This window comes from Niameybacter sp. (assembly GCF_036655075.1).
GTDB lineage: Bacteria > Bacillota > Clostridia > Lachnospirales > Cellulosilyticaceae > Holtiella.
This window is the reverse complement of record NZ_JAVVQU010000002.1, coordinates 35,931-57,406: the sequence shown is the minus strand read 5'-3', so window position 1 is coordinate 57,406 and position 21,476 is coordinate 35,931. Positions and strand designations below refer to the sequence as shown.

Below are 21,476 nucleotides of genomic sequence, written 5' to 3'. Positions count from 1 at the left end.
GTAGAGGTGGGGGCCAAAATGACGTATGGGGATGCATAAATCGGATAAGTTGGAAAACGTATAAATGTAAGCAGAAAGTTAAAAGATAAAGATGAAAGAAAAATGAAAAGTGAACAAAAAGTAAAAAAAAACATAAAAGGTTCGAATTTTGTTGAGTTTCTCTTAAAAATTCATTATAATATAAGAGAATGAGGCGCAATAAGCGTGTGAAAGAGAGGAAGAAGCATATGAGAGATACTTATCAAAGTCCTTTAGCAGGTCGCTATGCAAGTCGTGAAATGCTTTATTTATTTTCAGAGGATAAAAAGTTTAAAACTTGGCGTAAATTATGGGTAACCCTTGCTGAAACGGAACAAGAGCTTGGACTTGCTATTACAGATGAACAAATAGAAGAGATGAAACGTTATGCAGACACCATCAATTATGAGACAGCGGATGCATGGGAAAAGAAAGTAAGACATGACGTTATGGCTCATGTGCATGCTTATGGAGAACAGGCTACAAGTGCAATGCCTATTATTCACTTAGGTGCAACAAGTTGCTATGTAGGAGATAACACAGACTTAATCATTATGTATGAAGCTTTAGAAGTTTTACGTACAAAAGTATTAAATGTTATGGAAAAACTTACTCACTTTGCACTTAAATATAAAGAACTCCCAACTTTAGGTTTTACACATTTTCAACCTGCGCAGCTTACAACAGTAGGTAAAAGAGCTACACTTTGGCTACAAGAGCTTTGGCTAGATTTAGAAGAAATTGACCACTTGCTTGGAGAAAAACGTTTAAGAGGAGCAAAAGGAACCACAGGTACACAAGCTACTTTCTTAAACCTTTTTGAAGGGGACTATAGTAAAGTTAAAGAGTTAGATAAACGTATTGCAAATAAATTAGGGTATGCAGATGTATTCCCTGTAACGGGTCAAACGTATACAAGAAAAATAGACAGTCAAATCTTAAATGCCCTAAGTCAAATCGCTCAATCTGCTTATAAATTTAGTAATGATATCCGTTTACTTCAAAATTTAAAAGAAGTTGAAGAACCTTTTGAAAAAAATCAAATTGGATCTTCTGCCATGGCATACAAACGTAATCCAATGCGTAGTGAGCGTATGAGTGCGTTAGCACGGTTTGTAATTTGTGATGCATTAAATCCGGCAATCACTTCTTCTACACAATGGTTTGAAAGAACACTTGATGATAGTGCTAACAAGCGTCTTGCAGTATCTGAAGGATTCTTAGCAGTAGATGCTATTTTAGAAACGTATATGAACGTAGCAGATGGCCTTGTTGTTTATCCAAAGGTCATTGAAACACGTATTTTAAGTGAACTTCCATTTATGGCAACAGAAGTTATTTTGATGGAAGGTGTAAAACGTGGTGGAGACCGTCAAGAGCTTCATGAAAAAATTCGTGTGCTTTCTATGGAAGCAGCAAAAGAAGTTAAAGAACAAGGTAGACCAAATGACTTAATCGAACGTATTTTAGCAGATGGCACGTTTAAAATGTCAGAAGAAGAGCTACGCAGTATTTTAAAACCAGAAAACTTTATTGGCTGTGCAGCACTTCAAGTGGATGACTTTGTAGGTGAAGTGATTCAACCACTACTAGATGCCAATAAAAATGTACTTGGACGCGAAGGTGAAGTACGCGTTTAGAAATAAATGATATTAGATTTAAGAAACTATCAAATCATTTAATGTCCCAGCTCAATAGTAAAAGGTCTAAGAAACTTGTTTCTTAGACCTTTTACTATTGAGCTGGGACAACACTCGTTTTTATAAGAAGCTATATAGCGAGTATAAAAACGCTTTATCTGAAGCAAGTTTCTAGTGATTACCCATAACTTCTTTGCTGTCTTTAAAAGTACCTAGGAAGTTCACAGCATCTGACGGAAGTACAAGTTTGCTTGATCATTTTAATAGAGTTAAAATAATAATTCCAATAGTTAAGGGCATGGGCAATCCCTCTTTATGTGATGGATAGCATACTAAACTTAAAGTGTTTCCTCTTGTGTGTTATGAGAGGATGTATTTAAAAGGGTAGAAGATTTTGGATGAACAATTAAGCGAACACCACGAATTTCATCTACAATGACAGTTATGCCTTTTTCAATAGATAATCCATCAGATGAAATAGCACTCCAAATTTCCCCGTCTAGCTTAACTTGACCTACTTGAGAGCTATCGGTGCCAATGAATGTAAGTACAGTACCTGTTTTACCGATAAGTGCATCGATATTAGTTGGAATGGTATCTTTTTTAGCGAAGTGAGCGGAGCAGTATCTTGTTAAAGTGATGAGTAGTAAGAAAGAAAGAGTCAAAAAAACAATGAGTTGGATGGGAACACTTGTTGTAATCAGTGACGTTAAAAGTGCTGCAATAGCGCCTATTGCAAACCATATAAGGAAAAATCCGTTATTGATAATTTCTGCAATAGCAAAGGCAATGCCTACAACTAACCAAAGTAACCACATAAAATCACTCCTTTCTTTTAGGTTGTACAATGTTATAATAACATTGTATGCAAAGGAAAAATATTATACTATAAATTATAACATAGGTATAAAAATTTTGAAATAAAGTTAAGAAAAGAGGTTATATATGAGTCGTTTTGGATTTGTAGGTGTAGGAAATATGGGTGGTGCTATGATTGATGCCATCACTAAAAAGTTTGAAGGACAGGTTGCTGTATTTGATGTAGATCAGTCTCAGTATAAGAAGTTTGAAGCAAGTTGTATTTTAGGATGTAAATCCATAAAAGAACTTATACAGGCAAGTGAGTATATTGTGTTGAGTGTAAAGCCTCAATATTATGAGTCAGTTTGTAAAGAACTTAAAGAGTTGATTAAAAAGGAACAAGTTGTGATTACGGTTGCACCTGGAATCAGCTTAGAGAAGATGGAGATGCTTTTAGGTGGGCATACAAAACTTGTACGTACTATGCCTAATACACCTGCTTTAGTCGGCCAAGGTGTGACGGCGTACTGTTATAAAGAAGGCGCTGTAACAAGTGAAGAACTTCAAGTAGTGGAAGCACACTTTAATGCTTTTGGGCGTAGTTTCAAAATTGCAGAAAATCAGATGAATGCAATCGTTGCTTTGTCAGGGTCTTCACCAGCCTATGGATATATGTTCATAGAAGCGATGGCAGATGCAGCTGTTCGTTTTGGTGTGCCACGTCAAATGGCTTATGAAATGGCAGCACTTTCTATAAAAGGTGCGTGTGAAATGGTACTTCAGACTAAAGAGCATCCGGGAAGTTTAAAGGATGCGGTAACTTCTCCTGGTGGAACAACTATTGAAGCGGTAGCTAAGTTAGAAGAAACGGGTTTTAGACATAGTGTGATTAGTGGCATGACAGCTTGTTTTGAAAAAGCCAACAAAATGAGTTAAGGAGGGACATATGGGGGCAAAGCGTATAGGAAGAAAAGAAGTTTATAAAGGAAAAATATTTACTATCGTACAAGATGAAATACAGTTTGAGGATGGCTCTGTTGCACAGTGGGATTTAGTTGTACATAATGGTGCTTCAGCTGTAGTTCCTGTGACGACTGGGAAAGAAGTCATATTGGTGAAACAATATAGAAATGCTGAAGATGGCTATGTGCTTGAAATACCGGCAGGAAAGCTTGAAAAAGGCGAAGACCCACTCACATGTGCAACAAGAGAGCTAGAGGAGGAAGTCGGCTTTAAAGCGGGAAAGATGACTAAGATTTGTAGTATGTATACGGCAGTAGGCCTTAGTGATGAACGACTCCATCTTTATATGGCACAAGACTTGCAAGTAGGGCAGCAGCACTTAGATGAAGATGAATATATTGAAGTGGTGACTTATCCCATTCAAGAAGCTATTCATATGATTTTTACAGGGGAGATTTGTGATAGTAAAACAATAGTGGGACTACTAGCAGTAGAAAATAGGTTAAAGCAAGAATCTTAAAAGTTCTAAAGTGGGACGTCCTTTCATAAGGTAGAAAGAGAGACAAACCTTATGAGGAGGCGTAGAATGAGCCATACTGTGAAACCGTTATCAAAAAAGTTTATGAATACAAATTTAATATGGGTTATGGTTTGTATCATAGGCATACTAATAGGGAGTTTCTATTGTATAAGTGTAAAAAAAGATAAGATTTTTTTTGAAAGCTTAGTTGCTATTGTACAGGGAGAGAGCGCTTTGAGAGATGGAAATTTTGAGATTTTCAAAAAAGCGTTGTGTATTCACCTCATCCAACTCCTAGGAATATGGGCATCAGGGTTTACTAAAACAACAAGATTTGTTGCAGTAGCTATTCTGTTTTTTATGAGTTTTAGCTATGGATTTAGCATCTGTGGTGTGTTATTACTCTTTGGTTTGAAGGGGATATGGATGAGTCTCTTGCTTTTTGGGTTACAGGGGGTAACACTACTGTTTTTAGGGATTATGGTAGGAGAGCATAGCTTAAGATATGGGCTAAAAGGTCATGAGGTCTATGGAGCAACCTATCGTCAACTTGTTGTATTCTGTATTGCTGGTGCCCTTTTGATTAGTTTGGTAGATGCTTATATACAGCCAATGGTGAGAAGCCTATTTTAAATAAATACATAAAGAATAAAGTAATACACTCGTTTAATGATATACGAGTATATTACTTTATTTTTTTAAAATTGAATAACAACTTGAATTTAAAAACAATGATAAAAATGTGAAGATCTATTGACAAAAATAAATAGTATAATATTGATGTAAAAAATTTAACACCGATTGTTTATACCGAGCAAAATACACTTCCTTCATTGGCAGAGGAGACTGGAGCTAACTATGGGTGTACGGATAGAGCTCTACACTGCTACAGGTACTCTAGTTGTCAAAACTATTGGTCATGGGGTGAAAGAGATTTAGTATATACTGTAACGGGGGGGCTAAGGTGACTACACGCTCTGTAGAAGTGCTATATCTTGCACAAGAAGAAACAAAATGCTATGATGAAATTATTAGATTTTCAGAAGAAGGATTAAGTGTAGAAGACATCGCAAAAAAAGTAAATAAAGGCAAAAGTGAAGTACAACTCATGCTTTCACTTTACAAGATGAGGTAAGACGATGAGGAAAAGAGAAAAGTTCTTGGACTGGTTTATGGGGGTAGGGAGTGGCATCATGCTGTCAGGGCTGGTGATGGACTATGTAGGATTGAATATTAGGCCACAAGAGGTCATGCAAGAAACAGTAGCCAAAGATGAAGTAGAACCTACAAAACCACCAACAGTGGTGACTATAGTGCGACACAAATCAGTGAGTTCTGAGAATCAAAAGGCATTATAGAAGATGCTGTGGCATTTAGACGTTATGTTTATGAGCAGCAGATGACGACTAAACTTCTAACAGGAAAATGTCATTTACCTCTTATGGGAGCCTACGACTTAGTGTTAGAACATCTGACAAGAAATGCCAAAAAATAAAAATAAAAAATAAGATATTGTGTTATAGCATAGAGTATGATATAATTCAATGCGAAAATAAAACACACGTATAGCGTGATGCAAAAGCGGTGCTTGTATAAGTATTTTGCATTATAAACTATGCGGAGGACCAACCAGGAGGAATTAAAATGAGCGTTATTTCAATGAAACAACTTTTAGAAGCGGGTGTACACTTCGGTCACCAAACAAGAAGATGGAACCCAAAAATGAAAGAATACATCTTCACAGAAAGAAACGGTATCTACATCATCGACTTACAAAAAACAGCTAAAAAAATCGATGAAGCTTACGCTACAATTCGTCAAGTAGGCGAAGAAGGCGGTAAAGTATTATTCGTAGGTACTAAAAAACAAGCTCAAGATTCTGTTAAATCAGAAGCAGAACGTTGTGGTATGTACTACGTTAACCAAAGATGGTTAGGTGGAATGCTTACAAACTTCTCTACAATCAAAAGTCGTGTTGCTAGACTTAAACAATTAGAAGAAATGGCACAAGATGGTACTTTCGAAGTACTTCCTAAAAAAGAAGTAATTGAACTTCGTAAAGAAATGGACAAACTTGAAAAGAACTTAGGTGGTATTAAAGAAATGAAACAATTACCAGACCTTATGTTCGTAGTTGACCCAAGAAAAGAAAAAATTGCTATCCAAGAAGCTCATATCTTAGGAATTCCAGTAGTAGCTATCGTTGATACTAACTGTGATCCAGAAGAAGTTGATTACGTAATCCCAGGTAATGATGATGCTATTCGTGCGGTTAAATTAATCGTTGCTAAAATGGCAGATGCAATCATAGAAACAAAACAAGGTGAAATCTTTGAAGCAAACGCAGAAGATGAAACAGTAAACAGCGAAGCAGAAGTAATCGCTGAATAATAATCTGGAGGTAATGAATTATGGCTATTACAGCTGCAATGGTAAAAGAGTTACGTGAAAGAACTGGCGCAGGCATGATGGACTGCAAAAGTGTATTAAATGAAGTAGATGGCAACATTGAAAAAGCTATCGAAGTATTACGCGAAAAAGGCTTAGCAAAAGCTGCTAAAAAAGCTGGTCGTGTTGCTGCTGAAGGTCTTGTAAAAGAAATGATTTCTGCTGATCACAAAACAGCTGCTTTAGTTGAAATCAACTCAGAAACAGACTTCGTTGCTAAAAATGAACAATTCATTACATTCGTTAATCAAGTTGCTGAAATGGTACTTAATAACGAAGTAGCTGATGTAGAAGCATTAAAAGCACTTCCATGGTGTGAAGATGCATCTAAAACAGTTGGTGATGTTTTAACAGAAAAAATCGCTACAATCGGTGAAAACTTAACACTTCGTCGTATTGCACGTATGACAACAGATGGTACATTTGCTGCTTACACACATGGTGGTGGTAAAATTATTGCTGTAGTTGAAATGGGATCAACAGATGAAAAAGCTCTTGAAGTAGGCCGTAACGTAGCAATGCAAGTTGCTGCTGTTAATCCTGAATTCATCAGAACGGCTGATGTTTCTGCTGAAAAACAAGAAAAAGAAAAAGAAATCTTAATGCACCAAGCAATCAATGAAAACCCAGGGAAACCTGAAAACATCATTGAAAAAATGGTAATCGGAAGATTAAACAAACAACTTAAAGAAATCTGTTTACTTGAACAAGAATATGTTAAAGATCCAGATTTAACAGTTGCTAAATATGTTACAGCTGAACTTGGTAACGCTGATGCAGTTAGAGCATTCGTACGTTTCGAAACTGGTGAAGGTATCGAAAAAGTAGAAGAAAACTTTGCAGAAGAAGTTGCTAAACAAATGGCTGGTAACTAATCAGTAGATTAGCACATTAGGGGGGACACGTTGTGTCCCCTTTTTTACGGCGCAAGCCTTAGAAAATAAAGGAATTATTTTATTTTATATCTAGAAATACAAAACATTTTGTGGTAGAGTATTCATAGCAGGAAGGTGAAGATTATGCAAAAATATAGTCGTGTACTAGTCAAATTAAGCGGTGAAGCACTCGCTGGAGAAAAACAAAGAGGCTTTGACCATGGTGTGATTACACGTGTTGTACGTGAACTTATTGAACTTGTTCAAACAGGGATTGAAGTTTGTGTCGTAATTGGCGGTGGAAACTTCTGGAGAGGCCGTACAAGTGGTGATATGGATCGTACAAAAGCAGACCAAATTGGTATGCTTGCAACAGTTATGAATGCCATTTATGTGGCTGATGTTTGCCGTGCAGAAGGTGTAGAAGCTGTTGTTCAAACACCATTTGCAGTTGGAAATATGACTGAACTTTTTTCTAAAGAGCATGCGCTTTTACATATGAAAAAAGGGAAAATTGTTTTCTTTGCAGGTGGCACAGGACATCCATTCTTTTCTACAGATACAGGTGCGGCTTTAAGAGGTTGCGAAGTAGAAGTAGGTGCACTTCTTTTTGCTAAAAATATTGATGGTGTATATGATAGTGATCCAAAACTTAACCCTGAAGCTAAAAAATATGAAAGTATCTCATGCCAAGAGCTTTTAAACAAAAATTTAAAAGCAATTGATGCAGCAGCAGCTACTTTATGTATTGATCAAAAATTACCTATTATTGTTTTTGATTTAGACATGCCTAACGGTATTTTAAAAGCAGCAGCTGGCGAAAAAATAGGCACCACTATTTATGTGGAATAACTTATAGGAGGATATTTTATGAGCCAACAAATTAAAAATTATGAAGAAAAAATGCAAAAGACAATCAATACCCTTTTAGATGAGTTCAACACGATCAGAGTGGGAAGAGCAAATCCACACGTATTAGACCGTATTACAGTTGATTACTATGGAAGCCCAACACCAGTTGCGCAAGTAGGTAACATCAGTGTACCGGAAGCACGTATGCTTGTTATTCAACCTTGGGATGGAACACTTCTTAAGGCTGTTGAAAAAGCAATTAATGAATCTGATCTTGGTATTCACCCTTCTAATGATGGTAAAGTGATTCGTCTTGTGTTCCCAGAACTTACTGAGGACCGTCGTAAAGAACTTACAAAAGAAACCAAGAAAAAAGGTGAAAATGCTAAAGTTGCTATCCGTAACATTCGTCGTGATGCAATGGATGCTTTCAAAAAAGCACAAAAAGCAAATGAAATGACAGAAGATGAATTAAAAACAGTTGAAGACGGTGTGCAAAAATTAACAGACAAATTTGTTTCTGAAATTGATCGCCATATTGAGAATAAAAATAAAGAAATTTTATCTGTTTAATCATTTAAAACTCCTCAATATTGAGGGGTTTTATTGTTTTATAAAGGAGGCGTAAGGATGGAAAAGACAAAATTACCGCGACATGTTGCGATTATTATGGATGGAAATGGAAGATGGGCAAAAGAAAAAGGTCTATCTCGCAATGAAGGTCATAAGAAAGGCACTGATGTTGTCAAAAAGATTACTCAGCACGCTGAAAGTTTGGGGATTGAATATGTGACATTGTATGCTTTTTCTACAGAAAATTGGAAAAGACCACAAGATGAAGTAGAGGGGCTCATGAATCTACTGCGTCAATATTTAAAACAACATATTAAAGAAGCTAAGCGTAAAAATGCTTGTTTTCATGTCATAGGGGATCGTCATGGATTACCAGAAGATATTAGGGGACAAATTGAACAGCTAGAGACGCTTACAAAAGATAAAACAGGTATTTGTATTAACATTGCTATTAATTATGGTGGACGAGATGAACTCATTCGTGCAAGTCGCAAGATGATAATGGCATTGCAACAAAAGGGTTTAAAAGCAGAGGATGTGGATGAAACTTATTTTGAGCAGTTTTTAGATACTGCAGGGATACCGGATCCGGACTTAATGATTCGTACAAGTGGAGAAATGCGTACAAGTAACTATCTACCATGGCAATTAGCCTACAGTGAGTTTTACTTTACAAATTGTTTATGGCCAGACTTTACAGTAAAAGCATTTGACCTTGCCCTCTTGGAGTATAGTAATCGTAAAAGACGATTTGGTCAAAGTGAATAGGAGGAAGTGTTATGCTTAAAAGAGTATTAACAGCTGTCATTGGTATACCTTTTGTTATTTTACTCATAGCTTTAGGCAATCCTACTTTGCAGATTGTAGGGGGGATAGTCGCCTTGATTGGTATGCATGAATTTTATCAAGTTACTGAAAAAAAATATAAACCTATTAAATGGTTAGGCTATGGCATAGGACTTATCTTTTTCTGTACGTACGAATGGATGATGAAACACTTTGGCATTTTTACAAGTGTTTCCTTAATCATACTCTTAATAGGTATGGTGCTCACTTATCCTAAACATAACATTGTGGATGTTGCACTTACTTTATTTGCTCCACTTTATGTTGGCCTTTTACTTAGTTTCATATTAATGATTCGTGGCGCAGAATATGGCGATTTCCTTGTGTGGCTTATTTTTATTAGCGCTTGGGGAAGTGATACATGTGCTTATTTCACAGGTAAACTCTGTGGTAAGCATAAGTTAGCGCCTATATTAAGTCCTAAAAAGACAATAGAAGGTGCTATTGGTGGGGCTATAGGTTCAGGTATTATTGCCTATATTTACACAGTAAGCTACACCCAATTTGCTTATCCTGAAATGGGTGAAAAAGTTATTTTTATTGTAGGTATTGTCTTTGTAAGTGCAATTCTTTCCCAATTTGGTGATTTAGCTGCATCAGCTATTAAGCGGACTTTAGATGTAAAAGACTTTGGTTATATTTTTCCAGGTCATGGTGGGGTGCTAGACCGATTTGATAGCATTTTATTTGTTGCCCCATTTATTGCCATTGCATTAGAATGTATAGTAGGGCTTAATTTGATTGCTTAACGGGCAATATAGAAGAGGAGTTAATCAAGATATGATAAAGAAAATTGCACTTTTAGGTTCTACTGGTTCTATAGGCACACAAACACTTGAAGTAGTTGCCAGTGATCCTTCTTTAGAGATCGTAGGTCTTAGCGCACATCGAAATATTAATTTGTTAGAACAGCAAATTAATATGTTTCATCCAAGGTTGGTCTGTGTTATGGATGAAAAGAAAGCTTCAGAACTTAAAAATCGTGTACAAGCACAGGGGCTACTGGTTGAAGTAGTATCAGGGCTGGAAGGGCTTATTGCTGTGGCAACGATGGATGAAGCCGATAGTATATTGACAGCTGTCGTCGGCATGATTGGGCTTATTCCAACGATAGAGGCTATTAAAAAGGGCAAGACTATTGCCTTAGCAAATAAGGAAACCCTTGTTACAGCAGGCGAATTAGTAATGGGAGCGGCTAGAGACTATGGGGTATCCATTTTACCTGTAGATAGTGAGCATAGTGCTATTTTTCAATGTTTACGCGGGAATGAGCACCATGCCGTTTCAAAACTTATTTTAACAGCTTCAGGTGGTCCTTTTAGAGACTATACCCAAGAGATGCTCCAAGATGTGACAGTAGAAGCTGCTTTGAAGCATCCGAACTGGAGTATGGGAAGTAAAATTACGATTGATTCTGCTAGTTTAATGAATAAAGGATTAGAGGTCATAGAGGCTAAACATTTATTTGATGTAACACCTGAGCAAATAGATGTGATTGTCCATCGTGAAAGTATTATCCATTCTATGGTGGAATACAAAGATGGTTCTACAATGGCTCAAATGGGGCTGCCTAATATGATGCATCCTATTGCTTATGCCCTTTACTATCCAGAGCGTAAACCAACTCCTTGTGTGCATCCACTGGACTTTGCAAAATTATCTAAGCTTACCTTTGATCCACCTAAAAAAGATTTATTCCCATGTTTAGGGCTTGCCTATGATGCGTTGGTCGTTGGGGGGACTATGCCAGCCGTACTCAATGCTGCGAATGAAGTAGCAGTAGATGCTTTTTTAAAGAAGCAAATTAACTTTTTACAAATTCCAAGTATTATTCATGAAGTTATGGCAAAGCACATATGTATAAATAGACCAAGCCTTGATGAAATTATAGGGATAGATGAATGGGCGAGAGTAATGAGTAGACAGGAGGTACAAAAACAGTGAGCAAAATCATTATGATTGTGTTAATGTTTGCCCTTATTGTTTTAATCCATGAATTAGGGCACTTTTTAGCAGCGCGTTTTTTCAAAGTACGTGTAAATGAATTTGCCATAGGGATGGGCCCTAAATTATTTGGCATTCAACGTGGTGACACACTCTATTCTATACGAGCATTACCTTTAGGGGGATTTTGTGCTATAGAAGGTGAAGGTGGGGATTCCTACGAGGAAGACTCCATGATGAATAAAAAGCCTTGGCAAAAATTTATTATTTTTATTGCTGGAGCAGTAATGAACTTTTTACTTGCTTGGGTAATCTTTGCAACGATTATTGGTTATGCTGGAACAGCAAGTAATACGGTTTCTTTTATTGAACCCAATTCACCTGTACATCAAGCAGGCATTCAAGTCGGTGAGACTATTGTATCAATCAACGGTACACCTACTAAAAACTTTGCAGAAATTAAGGAGCAGCTAGGGATAGCTAAAGACGCCCATACTTTCCAAGTGGTGGATGCCAATAAACAAGTACGCACTTTAAATATTGAACCTAAAGAGGTTGAATCGGGACGCTATATGTATGGCTTTAGACCAGGTAAAGCACCTGCTACGTTTACAGAAATTGTATGGGGTGGCTTAAGAGATAGTGTGATGGTAGTGGTACAGATTGCTCAAACTTTTGTCATGCTTATTACAGGCGAAGTGCCTGTACAAGATTTAGCAGGTATAGTAGGTGTTGTACAGATTAGCTCAGAAATGTGGAATGAAGGCATGAAGCAGAGTTTGATGACTGCAGTTATGACACTTGTACAACTAGCAGGTATTCTTTCTGCAAACTTGGCAGTATTTAACTTATTACCTTTGCCGGCCTTAGACGGTGGACGTATTGTGTTTAGCATCATAGAAATGATTAGACGTAAACCTGTAGATCCAGAAAAAGAGAATATGGTGCATACTATTGGCTTTATTCTCTTGATGGTGCTTATGGTATTCGTACTCTTTAATGACTTAAGAAGGGTGTTTGGATAATGTATACAAGAGAACAGACAAGACAAATTAAAATAGGTAACGTACTTGTGGGTGGTGGTGCACCTGTGGCCATTCAGTCAATGACCAATACTAAGACTCATGATGTAGAGGCTACAGTAAATCAAATTCTTAGATTAGAAGAGGCGGGCTGTGAAATTGTACGTGTGGCTGTTCCGGATGAAGTAGCAGCAAAAAGTATCGAACAAATTGTAAAACGTATTCATATTCCACTTGTAGCAGATATTCATTTTGATTATCGCTTAGCACTTATGGCTATGGAAAATGGTATTCATAAATTGCGCATTAATCCGGGTAATATTGGAGATGAGGAAAAAGTAAGAATAGTAGTAGAAAAAGCTAAGGCATATCACATTCCTATCCGTATTGGGGTAAATTCAGGTTCAGTAGAAAAAAGTTTGCTTGAGCAATACGGTAAGGTGTGTGCAGAAGCCATGGTGGAAAGTGCCAAGAAGCATATTGATATTTTAGAAGAGATGAATTTCCAAGATATTGTAGTCTCTTTAAAAGCATCCACAGTTCCATTAGCGATTGAAGCTTATAATTTATTTGCAGCCCATTATAAATATCCTTTACATGTAGGGATTACAGAGTCAGGAACTTTATATAAAGGGACTGTCAAATCATCTGTTGGACTAGGGGCTATTTTATCTCGTGGTATAGGTGATACAATACGTGTCTCTTTATCGGATGATCCAATAGAGGAAATTACTTGTGCAAAAACAGTGTTACAATCTCTAGAGCTTCGTAATTTTGGTGTAGAAATCATCTCTTGTCCAACATGCGGACGTACCAATGTAGACTTAATTGGTCTGGCTACTGAAGTAGAAAAACGTACTGCACATATCAAAAAACCATTGCGTATTGCAGTCATGGGGTGTGTAGTCAATGGGCCGGGAGAAGCAAGAGAAGCAGACATTGGTATTGCAGGGGGTAAAGGAGAAGGACTCATCTTCAAAAAGGGTCAAATTATCCGTAAAGTTCCAGAAGATGTATTAATTGAAACCTTTATGCAAGAACTTGAAGAATTGCTATAACACCTGTAAAGAGTAAAGACTTCAGTGTTTTTATACAAGACTTTATTTTGAATAGAGTCTTGATTTTTACATAAAAAGAGGTTATACTTTTTGTAGTATATATTATTGTGACGTGAAAGAGTGGGTTAATCGCCCACTCTTTCTATATGCTTGGGTAAACTTTTCTTAACAAAATGAATAGTTCACCCAGAATAAGTCAAACTATTTGTATGAGAGGATGATTAGTATGAACAAAAAACAAATAGTAGATGAAGTGACTACTTATCTTGAGCCAATTCTTGCAGACTTCAATTATGAACTTGTAGATGTAGAGTTCGTAAAAGAAGGACCTTCCTATTATCTTCGTATTTACATTGATAAAGAAGGTGGCGTAAATATTGAAGATTGTCGCCTAACAAGTCGTGCTATTGAAGCTATATTAGATGAAAAAAATACTATTGAGCCAGCTTATATGTTAGAAGTAAGCTCACCAGGTCTTGACCGCATCATTAAGAAAGCAGAAGACTTCGAACGTTTCAAAGAAGAAGTCGTGGATGTAAAGCTTTATACACCTATTAATAAACAAAAAAGCCTTCAAGGTGAACTTATTAATAAAACAGAAGAAACACTTACCATTTGTGACGAAGATGGGGAAACAATTGAAATTCCAATGAAGAATGTAGTCAGTGTAAGATTGGCTATTTTATTTTAAAGTAGGGCATTAGAGGAGGATTACCATGAATCAAGATTTTATGTTAGCAATTGACCAAATTGCTAAGTCAAAAGGAATTAATAGAGAGAGATTATTTGATGCGATCCGTCAATCCATCGAAGCAGCTTGTAAAAAGCATTTTGGCAACGTAGGCGCTATTAAACCTATTATTCGCGTGGATATTAATGAAGAAACAGGGGATGTAAAAGTTTACTCTGTTAAAAAAGTAGTGGAAGATGAAGGAATAATAGTAGATATTGCTGAAATTGGTGTATCTGAAGCGAAAAAGATTAATCCTGTTATTAGTGTAGATGACGTTGTAGACGTAGAGATTACACCAAGAAACTTCGGACGTATTGCAGCTCAAAATGCAAAACAAGTTGTTATTCAAAAAATCAAAGAAGCTGAACGTGAAATGGTATTTAACGAATACAGCGTGAAGCTGAATGACTTAGTAAAAGGCCAAGTGTTAAGAAAAGATAAAAATGGTTTTATCGTACAACTTGAACATGCTGAAGCATCTCTTCCACTTACAGAAGCAATGCCAAATGAGACTTTTGAAGGTATTATGGGTGAACAAGAAGGCCTTCCACAAAAAGCTTTCTTATTGCTTAATGTAAAAGACTTCAATAAAAACGAACAACGTCCAGATGCTAAACAAAAAGGTGGCCCACAGGTTGGTGTATCTCGTACACATCCAGATCTTGTAAAACGTCTTTTCGAACAAGAAGTTGTAGAGATTAAAGAAGGCGTTGTTGTCATTAAAAGTATTGCAAGAGAAGCAGGCTCTCGTACAAAAATCGCTGTACACTCAAATGATCCAGCTGTTGACCCAGTTGGTGCATGTGTTGGTGAAAAAGGTAAACGTATTAGCTTAGTGGTAGAAGAGTTAAACGGTGAGAAAATTGACGTTGTACGTTGGAGTGAAGAACCAAAAGAGTTTATCGAAGCTGCACTTAGTCCAGCTAAAGTGTTAGAAGTTGCTTTAGAAGAGACAGAAACAGAGCGTGGTGTAGAAAGAAGTGCAAAAGTTATTGTGCCAGAAAACATCTTGACTTTAGCTATTGGTAAAGGTGGACAAAATGTTCGTCTTGCAGCGAAGTTAACAGGCTGGAAAATAGATATTAAAAGCCAACCAGAACCAAGTGAGGGTGAAGAGATCTAATGATGAAAGCGAAAAAAATTCCTTTACGTAAGTGCACAGGTTGCGGTGAAATGAAAGATAAACGTGAAATGATACGTATTGTCAGAGACAGTGAAGGAAACTTTTCACTTGATTTTACAGGTAAAAAGCCAGGAAGAGGGGCATACATCTGTAAAAACATCAATTGTCTCACCCAAGCTGAGAAAAATAAAGGGCTTGAACGCTCTTATAAAATGAGCGTTGATAAGCAAATTTATAATCAACTAAAAAGTGAGTTTGAAGCAAATGAATAATCAAAGAATTTATCAATTAATTGGTCTGTGTCAAAAAGCAAGACAGCTTATATCAGGTGAGTTTGCAGTGAAGCAAGCGGTAATGAGTGAACAAGTTAAGCTGGTTATTGTAACAGAAGATGCTTCAAAAAATACGCTAAAATTATTTAGTGACAAATGTAGCTATCGTGCGATTCCCTATTTTGTATGGGGCGATCGTAATGAACTAGGTAGAATGCTTGGAAAAGAAACCCGAGTGGTTATTGGAATAAAAGACGAAAAATTGGCGGAGAAGATAACTGACATGATAAAAAGTGATGGATAAAACGTAATTGTTTATGGAGGTGGATTCATGTCAAAAGTGAGAGTCTATGAAATTGCGAAACAACTTAACAAGAGTACAAAGGAAATCCTTGATCAATTAAAACAATATGGTTTTGATGTACATAGCCATATGAGTTCTTTGCAAGAGAATGAAGTGAATCTAATCATGGAATACTACAAGCAAGAAACTAAAGATAAAGAAGTTGATGTTAACAAAGTCATTAAGCTACCTACACCTACATTATCTAAACTTGAAACGGCTAAAAAAGTTGAAACAATACAAGAAAACATGCCAACATCACCATCTAAGCAGCAAACAACCCCACAAACCAATAAAACGTATAGTAGACCTGATTTAACACATCAAGTGAAATCTACTAAAGGCAAGAATAAGAAGAAAAATAAAAATAAAAAGGTAGAAAAGGCAGGAAATATGGGACAACAAAAATTTGACAATGAAAACACAAAAAATGTAAATGATGAAATTAAAGTAATTGAAATCCCTGCAAGTATTAGTATTCGTGATTTTGCAGAAAAATTAGATATGCCAGCAATTGAGATTATCAAACACCTTATGAAAAAAGGTACAATGGCTACAATCAACCAAGAAATTGATTTTGAAATGGCTGCTCAAGTAGCTGAAGAATTCGATATCATCGTTGAACAAGAAGAAGAAAAAGACTTACTTGAAGAAATCTTCAAAGAAGTTGAAGATAGAGAAGAAGAGTTAGAATCAAGATCTCCAGTTGTGGTAGTAATGGGACACGTTGACCATGGTAAAACATCACTTCTTGATGCAATTCGTTCAACACATGTAACAACAAGAGAAGCTGGTGGTATTACACAACATATTGGTGCTTCAACAGTTACATTAAATGGCAAAAAGATCACTTTCCTTGATACACCAGGACATGAGGCTTTCACAGCAATGCGTATGCGTGGTGCTCAAGTAACAGATATCGCTATTTTAGTAGTAGCAGCGGATGATGGGGTTATGCCTCAAACAATTGAAGCGATTAACCATGCACGTGCTGCAGGCATCGAAATCATTGTAGCAGTTAACAAAATGGATAAACCAGGTGCGAATCCGGACCGTGTTAAACAAGAGTTAGCTGATCAAGGTCTTTTAGTAGAAGACTGGGGTGGGGAAACAATTTGTGTACCTGTATCAGCACTTAAAGGTGAAGGTTTAGAAAACTTACTTGAAATGGTTCTTTTAGTTGCAGAAATGAACAACTATAAAGCAAATCCTAACTGTAAAGCACGTGGTACTATCATTGAAGCTCAACTTGATAAAGGCCGTGGACCAGTTGCAACTGTACTTGTACAACGTGGTATGCTTAAAGTAGGAGATCCAATTGTAGCAGGTACTGCTTATGGCCGTATCCGTGCGATGGTAGATGATAAAGGCCGTCAAGTGAAAAAAGCAGGTCCATCTACACCAGTAGAAATTTTAGGTCTTTCAGAAGTGCCAATTGCTGGGGATATGTTCTACGTGGCAAATAGTGACAAACAAGCTCGTCAAGCTGCTGATAAAGTAAAAGCACAAGGCAGATTACAAATTCTTGGCCAATCACAACAAAAAGTATCTTTAGATGATCTTTACAACCAAATTCAAGAAGGTCAAATGAAAGAGCTTAACATAATCGTTAAAGCAGACGTACAAGGTTCTGTAGAAGCGGTTAAACAAAGTTTAGAACGTCTTTCAAATGAAGATGTACGTATTCGCATCATCCATGGTGCAGTAGGTGCGATCACAGAGTCTGACTTAATGCTTGCATCTGCATCAGGTGCTATCATTATCGGTTTCAATGTAAGACCTGATACTGCAACAAAAGCAATAGCAGACCGTGAAGAAATTGATATTCGTCTATACCGCGTTATCTACAATGCCATTGAAGATATTAAAGCTGCGATGAAAGGTATGTTAGACCCAGAATTCGTTGAAAAAGTAACAGGACACATTGAAATTCGTCAAACTTTCAAAGTATCTGGAGTAGGTACAGTTGCAGGTGGTTATGTATTAGATGGTAAAGTAGCGCGCCATAGTGGTATCCGTATCGTTCGTGACAGTATTGTTGTATATGAAGGTAAGCTTGCATCTCTTAAACGTTTCAAAGATGACGTAAAAGAAGTAAATACAAATTACGAATGTGGTCTTATGTTTGAACGCTTCAATGATATTAAAGAAGGTGACATTGCTGAAGCCTTCATCATGGAAGAGATCCCAAGATAGGAAGTGTATAGATAAATGGCTAGTCAACGTATCATCAAGATAAACGAAGCAATTCGCAAAGAACTTTCAGAACTTGTACGTACAGAAATTAAAGATCCTCGTGTATCTGGAGCTATGGTTTCTGTTATGGATGTAGAAACAACGAATGACTTGAAATATGCTAAAGTGTTTATTAGTGTATTACAAGAAGATAAGAAAGAAGAAGCCATCGCTGGACTTACAGCAGCGGGAGGATTCCTTCGTAAAGAAATTGCAAGACGTATTAATTTACGTGCTACCCCACAGCTTATTTTTAAATTAGATGAGACAATTGCTTATGGTATGAAAATGTCTAAGCTGATTGAAGAAGCTGTAAAGGGTCATAACTAAGATGAAATTTGGTCAAATTATCGAAGCGATTAATACGGCCACCCATCTCACCATAAGTGCACATATAAACCCCGATGGTGATGCCATCGGGGCTATGGTGGCTATGGGGCAAATTTGTGCTTTACTTGGTAAGCGCTATACCATTCTTTTAGAAGAACCCGTTAGAAAGTTTGAGTACTTATTAGAAACTTGTAATTGGGCAATATGTTTAGAAGAACCAGCGGATACATTTATTGCGTTAGACTGTGGGGATGTAGACCGACTAGTAGGGTATGACACTTACTTTAAAGCTGCACGTGTAACGATTAATATAGACCATCATACGACTAATACTCTTTATGGTAGCTATAATCATGTGCAAAAAGAAGCATCATCAACTTGTGAAATAATTTATCAACTTGTAGAGGTATTAGCAGTGCCACTTAATATAGCACTTGCACAAGCTCTTTACACTGGTCTTGTAACAGACACGGGTGGATTTATGCATAATTGTACTGCACCAAGCACGCATTTAGCAGCCGCTAAGTTAATGGCACTAGATTTTGATGCATCGACGTTGTATCGTAAGTTGATTCATGAAAAATCGCTAGCGACCATTAAGTTGCAAGGTATGGCAGTAAGCCATTTGCAAAGTGTCCATGAACAAGAATTATATTTAGCAACGTTGAGCTTAGAAGAATTTGAAGCCAGTGGAGCGACTAAAGAGGACTTAGATGGTGTTGTAAGCTATTTGAAAAACATTGAAGGGGTAGAGGTAATAGCTTTTATTTACCCTAAAGGTGAGAACAACTATAAGCTAAGCATGCGTGCGAACCCACCTTATGATGTGGCAAACTTTTGTAGTCAATTGGGTGGTGGGGGACATGTTTTAGCGGCAGGAGCCACTTTAACTGGAACACTGGACAAAGTAACTGAGCAAGTTAAAGATAAAATGAAAGAATTGATAAACAGCTAGAAAGAGGATGTTTATGCTAAGTGGTATCATTAATATTTATAAAGAAAAGGGCTTTACTTCTCATGATGTAGTAGCCAAAGCACGTGGTATTTTACGTGAGCGTAAAATAGGGCATACTGGAACATTAGACCCTGATGCAGAAGGGGTACTCCCTCTTTGCATTGGAAAAGCAACTAAGGTTGTGCCTTATTTAACGGATGCAGATAAATGCTATGAAGCTGTTGTACGTCTTGGGGCATATACCACAACGGAAGATGCATCGGGTGAGATTTTAGAGACTTTTCCTGTGAATGTAACACCAGAGCAAGTACTAGAAGTGGTAAAGAGCTTTGAAGGGGCATATACCCAAATTCCACCCATGTACTCTGCCATTAAAGTGAATGGTGTACGCCTTTATGAATTAGCTCGTAAAGGTATTGTAGTAGATCGTCCAAGTCGAGAAGTGACTATTTTAGGATGTGAACTTTTAGAATGGATTGATGAAACATCCTTTAAAATACGTGTTGACTGCTCTAAAGGAACTTATATTCGTACCCTTTGCACAGATATTGGAAGAAAGCTTGGCTGCGGTGCTTATATGGAATCTTTGCTCCGTACAAGAGTAGGGCATTTTGAACTTTCCAAAAGTATAACCCTTAAGGAATTAGAAGCTTATAAGGAGATTATAACGCCTTATGTGCATACGATAGAAGAGCTGTTTAAAACGTATCCAGCTGTCACGATTAAAGAAGCATATAACAAAATACTTTATAATGGCAATCCAGTACGTTTTGAAGCAGTGCATACCTTACCAGAAGAGGATGTAGCTTTTGTACGTGTTTACGATGAAGCCGAGAAGTTTATCGGACTATATACAATAGACAAACAGAAACAACAACTTACGATGGAAAGAAACTTTATGTAATGATTTTATAGCACACTTTGTGCTAAAAGGAGGTGGGACTGTGCAATACAAGTGTGGGGAAACAACACTAGAACTTGAAAAAGAAAGTGTGGTTGTATTAGGAAACTTTGATGGTGTACATAAAGGTCATCAAAAACTTTTGCAAGAAGCTAAAAGATTAGCTAAAGAAAAACATCTTTTAGCTGTTGCACTTTCCTTTTATCCACATCCTACATGGGTATTAGGAAATCAACCTAAGCCTCTTGTTATGTCTAGACAAGACCGCAAACATAGGATTAAAGAAGAAGGAATGGATGTATTTATCGAGTATCCTTTTAATAACGCGTTTGCATCAATCAGTCCAGAACAGTTTTTTAAAGAAGTACTGTTAGATAAGCTTCATGTTCATGCCATTGTGATTGGCAGCAATTATTTCTTTGGTAAAGGAAAAACTGGAAATGTGGCTTGTATGCGTGCATTAGGTGAAAAGTATGATGTAGAAATTATTGTAGTGGATACTGTTAAAATAGAAGGGGAAGTGATTTCAAGTACCCATATTAGAAGGCTCATTAGTGAAGGAAAGATGGAAGAATCCAAGGAACTTTTGGGACATCCTTATACAGTAGTAGGTACAGTGGTTCATGGTAGAAAGATTGGACGTACGATAGGTTTTCCAACTTTAAACATGATTGCAGACCCTGACCGTATTCATCCGCCCAATGGTGTCTATGCAACAACAGTAAAAGTATATAATCATCAATATATGGGTATAACTAATGTAGGGTATAACCCAACAGTAGGTGGGAGTATGAAAATGATAGAGACCCATCTTATGGATTTTGAAGGGGATTTGTACGGAGCGGAAATAGAAGTTTCCTTCCACCGATTTATTCGTGCAGAAAGAAAGTTTGAAAATATTGAAGCCCTTTCACGCCAGATAGCTACTGATACTGAACAAGTAAGAATATTTTTAAGGAACATGCAGAAGTAGTTTACAACGTACAGCCTGTATGCTATACTAATTAAGGATTTAGACCGTTAC

At 36.9% G+C, this 21,476-nt stretch carries 26 protein-coding genes; 25 read left to right on the top strand and 1 reads right to left on the bottom strand.

The features are described 5' to 3' along the window. Positions 1-227: 227 nt before the first annotated feature. Positions 228-1,658, top strand: a complete 1,431-nt coding sequence (purB, locus tag RRY75_RS01115) for an adenylosuccinate lyase (RefSeq protein ID WP_332490661.1) — start codon at positions 228-230, stop codon at positions 1,656-1,658. A 338-nt stretch (positions 1,659-1,996) separates the two neighbouring features. Here purB and RRY75_RS01110 read toward each other — a convergent pair whose 3' ends face one another. Next, positions 1,997-2,476, bottom strand: a complete 480-nt coding sequence (locus RRY75_RS01110; RefSeq protein WP_332527144.1) for an NfeD family protein — start codon at positions 2,474-2,476, stop codon at positions 1,997-1,999. Between the two features lie 127 nt (positions 2,477-2,603). Between RRY75_RS01110 and proC the strand changes: the two genes are divergently transcribed. The 24 genes from proC to RRY75_RS00990 all read left to right on the top strand — a co-directional run bounded on the left by proC (position 2,604) and on the right by RRY75_RS00990 (position 21,425). Beyond that, entirely contained in the window at positions 2,604-3,395 is a 792-nt protein-coding gene (gene proC / locus RRY75_RS01105) for a pyrroline-5-carboxylate reductase (protein WP_332490665.1), read from the top strand. Between the two features lie 10 nt (positions 3,396-3,405). After that, positions 3,406-3,942, top strand: coding sequence for an NUDIX hydrolase (locus RRY75_RS01100; RefSeq protein ID WP_332490667.1), 537 nt, complete (start codon positions 3,406-3,408; stop codon positions 3,940-3,942). Between the two features lie 234 nt (positions 3,943-4,176). Then, positions 4,177-4,575 carry a hypothetical protein gene (locus RRY75_RS01095; protein WP_332490669.1) on the top strand — a complete coding sequence of 133 codons (399 nt, stop codon included), beginning with the start codon at positions 4,177-4,179 and terminating at the stop codon, positions 4,573-4,575. Positions 4,576-4,906: 331 nt separating this feature from the next. Further along, on the top strand, positions 4,907-5,077 hold the full coding sequence (locus RRY75_RS01090) for a DUF6115 domain-containing protein (protein WP_332490671.1): 171 nt from the start codon (positions 4,907-4,909) through the stop codon (positions 5,075-5,077). Positions 5,078-5,081: 4 nt separating this feature from the next. Beyond that, positions 5,082-5,300, top strand: coding sequence for a hypothetical protein (locus tag RRY75_RS01085; RefSeq protein ID WP_332490672.1), 219 nt, complete (start codon positions 5,082-5,084; stop codon positions 5,298-5,300). 8 nt (positions 5,301-5,308) lie between these two features. Continuing rightward, entirely contained in the window at positions 5,309-5,437 is a 129-nt protein-coding gene (locus RRY75_RS01080; RefSeq protein ID WP_332490673.1) for a hypothetical protein, read from the top strand. A gap of 149 nt (positions 5,438-5,586) precedes the next feature. Then, positions 5,587-6,333 carry a 30S ribosomal protein S2 gene (rpsB, locus tag RRY75_RS01075; protein WP_332490674.1) on the top strand — a complete coding sequence of 249 codons (747 nt, stop codon included), beginning with the start codon at positions 5,587-5,589 and terminating at the stop codon, positions 6,331-6,333. Between the two features lie 20 nt (positions 6,334-6,353). Then, positions 6,354-7,265: a translation elongation factor Ts gene (gene tsf, locus RRY75_RS01070; RefSeq protein ID WP_332490675.1), complete on the top strand. Its 912-nt coding sequence runs from the start codon at positions 6,354-6,356 to the stop codon at positions 7,263-7,265. Between the two features lie 144 nt (positions 7,266-7,409). Beyond that, the gene (gene pyrH / locus RRY75_RS01065; protein WP_332490676.1) at positions 7,410-8,117 is read left to right on the top strand and encodes a UMP kinase; all 708 of its coding nucleotides are present in this window, start codon (positions 7,410-7,412) and stop codon (positions 8,115-8,117) included. A gap of 18 nt (positions 8,118-8,135) precedes the next feature. After that, positions 8,136-8,690 carry a ribosome recycling factor gene (frr, locus tag RRY75_RS01060; RefSeq protein WP_332490677.1) on the top strand — a complete coding sequence of 185 codons (555 nt, stop codon included), beginning with the start codon at positions 8,136-8,138 and terminating at the stop codon, positions 8,688-8,690. 57 nt (positions 8,691-8,747) lie between these two features. Further along, positions 8,748-9,458 (top strand): isoprenyl transferase, encoded by a 711-nt coding sequence (locus RRY75_RS01055; RefSeq protein ID WP_332490678.1) that lies wholly within the window; start codon positions 8,748-8,750, stop codon positions 9,456-9,458. An 11-nt stretch (positions 9,459-9,469) separates the two neighbouring features. Then, positions 9,470-10,285 (top strand): phosphatidate cytidylyltransferase, encoded by an 816-nt coding sequence (locus tag RRY75_RS01050; RefSeq protein ID WP_332490680.1) that lies wholly within the window; start codon positions 9,470-9,472, stop codon positions 10,283-10,285. A gap of 34 nt (positions 10,286-10,319) precedes the next feature. Then, positions 10,320-11,480, top strand: a complete 1,161-nt coding sequence (locus RRY75_RS01045; protein ID WP_334309690.1) for a 1-deoxy-D-xylulose-5-phosphate reductoisomerase — start codon at positions 10,320-10,322, stop codon at positions 11,478-11,480. Next, complete coding sequence (locus RRY75_RS01040; RefSeq protein ID WP_332490684.1) at positions 11,477-12,505, top strand: M50 family metallopeptidase; 1,029 nt, start codon at positions 11,477-11,479, stop codon at positions 12,503-12,505. The genes RRY75_RS01045 and RRY75_RS01040 overlap by 4 nt, the downstream gene beginning before the upstream one ends. Further along, on the top strand, positions 12,505-13,560 hold the full coding sequence (gene ispG, locus RRY75_RS01035; protein ID WP_332490686.1) for a flavodoxin-dependent (E)-4-hydroxy-3-methylbut-2-enyl-diphosphate synthase: 1,056 nt from the start codon (positions 12,505-12,507) through the stop codon (positions 13,558-13,560). Before RRY75_RS01040 ends, ispG begins: the two co-directional genes overlap by 1 nt. Positions 13,561-13,786: 226 nt before the next feature. Next, positions 13,787-14,251: a ribosome maturation factor RimP gene (rimP, locus tag RRY75_RS01030; RefSeq protein ID WP_332490688.1), complete on the top strand. Its 465-nt coding sequence runs from the start codon at positions 13,787-13,789 to the stop codon at positions 14,249-14,251. 25 nt (positions 14,252-14,276) lie between these two features. Further along, positions 14,277-15,416, top strand: a complete 1,140-nt coding sequence (gene nusA / locus RRY75_RS01025; protein ID WP_332490689.1) for a transcription termination factor NusA — start codon at positions 14,277-14,279, stop codon at positions 15,414-15,416. Between the two features lie 2 nt (positions 15,417-15,418). Next, positions 15,419-15,688 (top strand): RNase P modulator RnpM, encoded by a 270-nt coding sequence (rnpM, locus tag RRY75_RS01020; protein WP_332490691.1) that lies wholly within the window; start codon positions 15,419-15,421, stop codon positions 15,686-15,688. Further along, positions 15,681-15,992: a L7Ae/L30e/S12e/Gadd45 family ribosomal protein gene (locus RRY75_RS01015; protein ID WP_332490693.1), complete on the top strand. Its 312-nt coding sequence runs from the start codon at positions 15,681-15,683 to the stop codon at positions 15,990-15,992. Before rnpM ends, RRY75_RS01015 begins: the two co-directional genes overlap by 8 nt. Before the next feature lie 27 nt (positions 15,993-16,019). Then, on the top strand, positions 16,020-18,227 hold the full coding sequence (gene infB / locus RRY75_RS01010) for a translation initiation factor IF-2 (RefSeq protein WP_332490694.1): 2,208 nt from the start codon (positions 16,020-16,022) through the stop codon (positions 18,225-18,227). A 15-nt stretch (positions 18,228-18,242) separates the two neighbouring features. Beyond that, positions 18,243-18,596, top strand: a complete 354-nt coding sequence (gene rbfA / locus RRY75_RS01005; protein WP_332490696.1) for a 30S ribosome-binding factor RbfA — start codon at positions 18,243-18,245, stop codon at positions 18,594-18,596. Between the two features lies 1 nt (position 18,597). Continuing rightward, on the top strand, positions 18,598-19,551 hold the full coding sequence (locus RRY75_RS01000; RefSeq protein WP_332490697.1) for a DHH family phosphoesterase: 954 nt from the start codon (positions 18,598-18,600) through the stop codon (positions 19,549-19,551). A 13-nt stretch (positions 19,552-19,564) separates the two neighbouring features. Then, positions 19,565-20,455, top strand: coding sequence for a tRNA pseudouridine(55) synthase TruB (truB, locus tag RRY75_RS00995; protein WP_332490699.1), 891 nt, complete (start codon positions 19,565-19,567; stop codon positions 20,453-20,455). A gap of 40 nt (positions 20,456-20,495) precedes the next feature. Continuing rightward, positions 20,496-21,425 carry a bifunctional riboflavin kinase/FAD synthetase gene (locus tag RRY75_RS00990; protein WP_332490701.1) on the top strand — a complete coding sequence of 310 codons (930 nt, stop codon included), beginning with the start codon at positions 20,496-20,498 and terminating at the stop codon, positions 21,423-21,425. Positions 21,426-21,476: the final 51 nt, after the last annotated feature.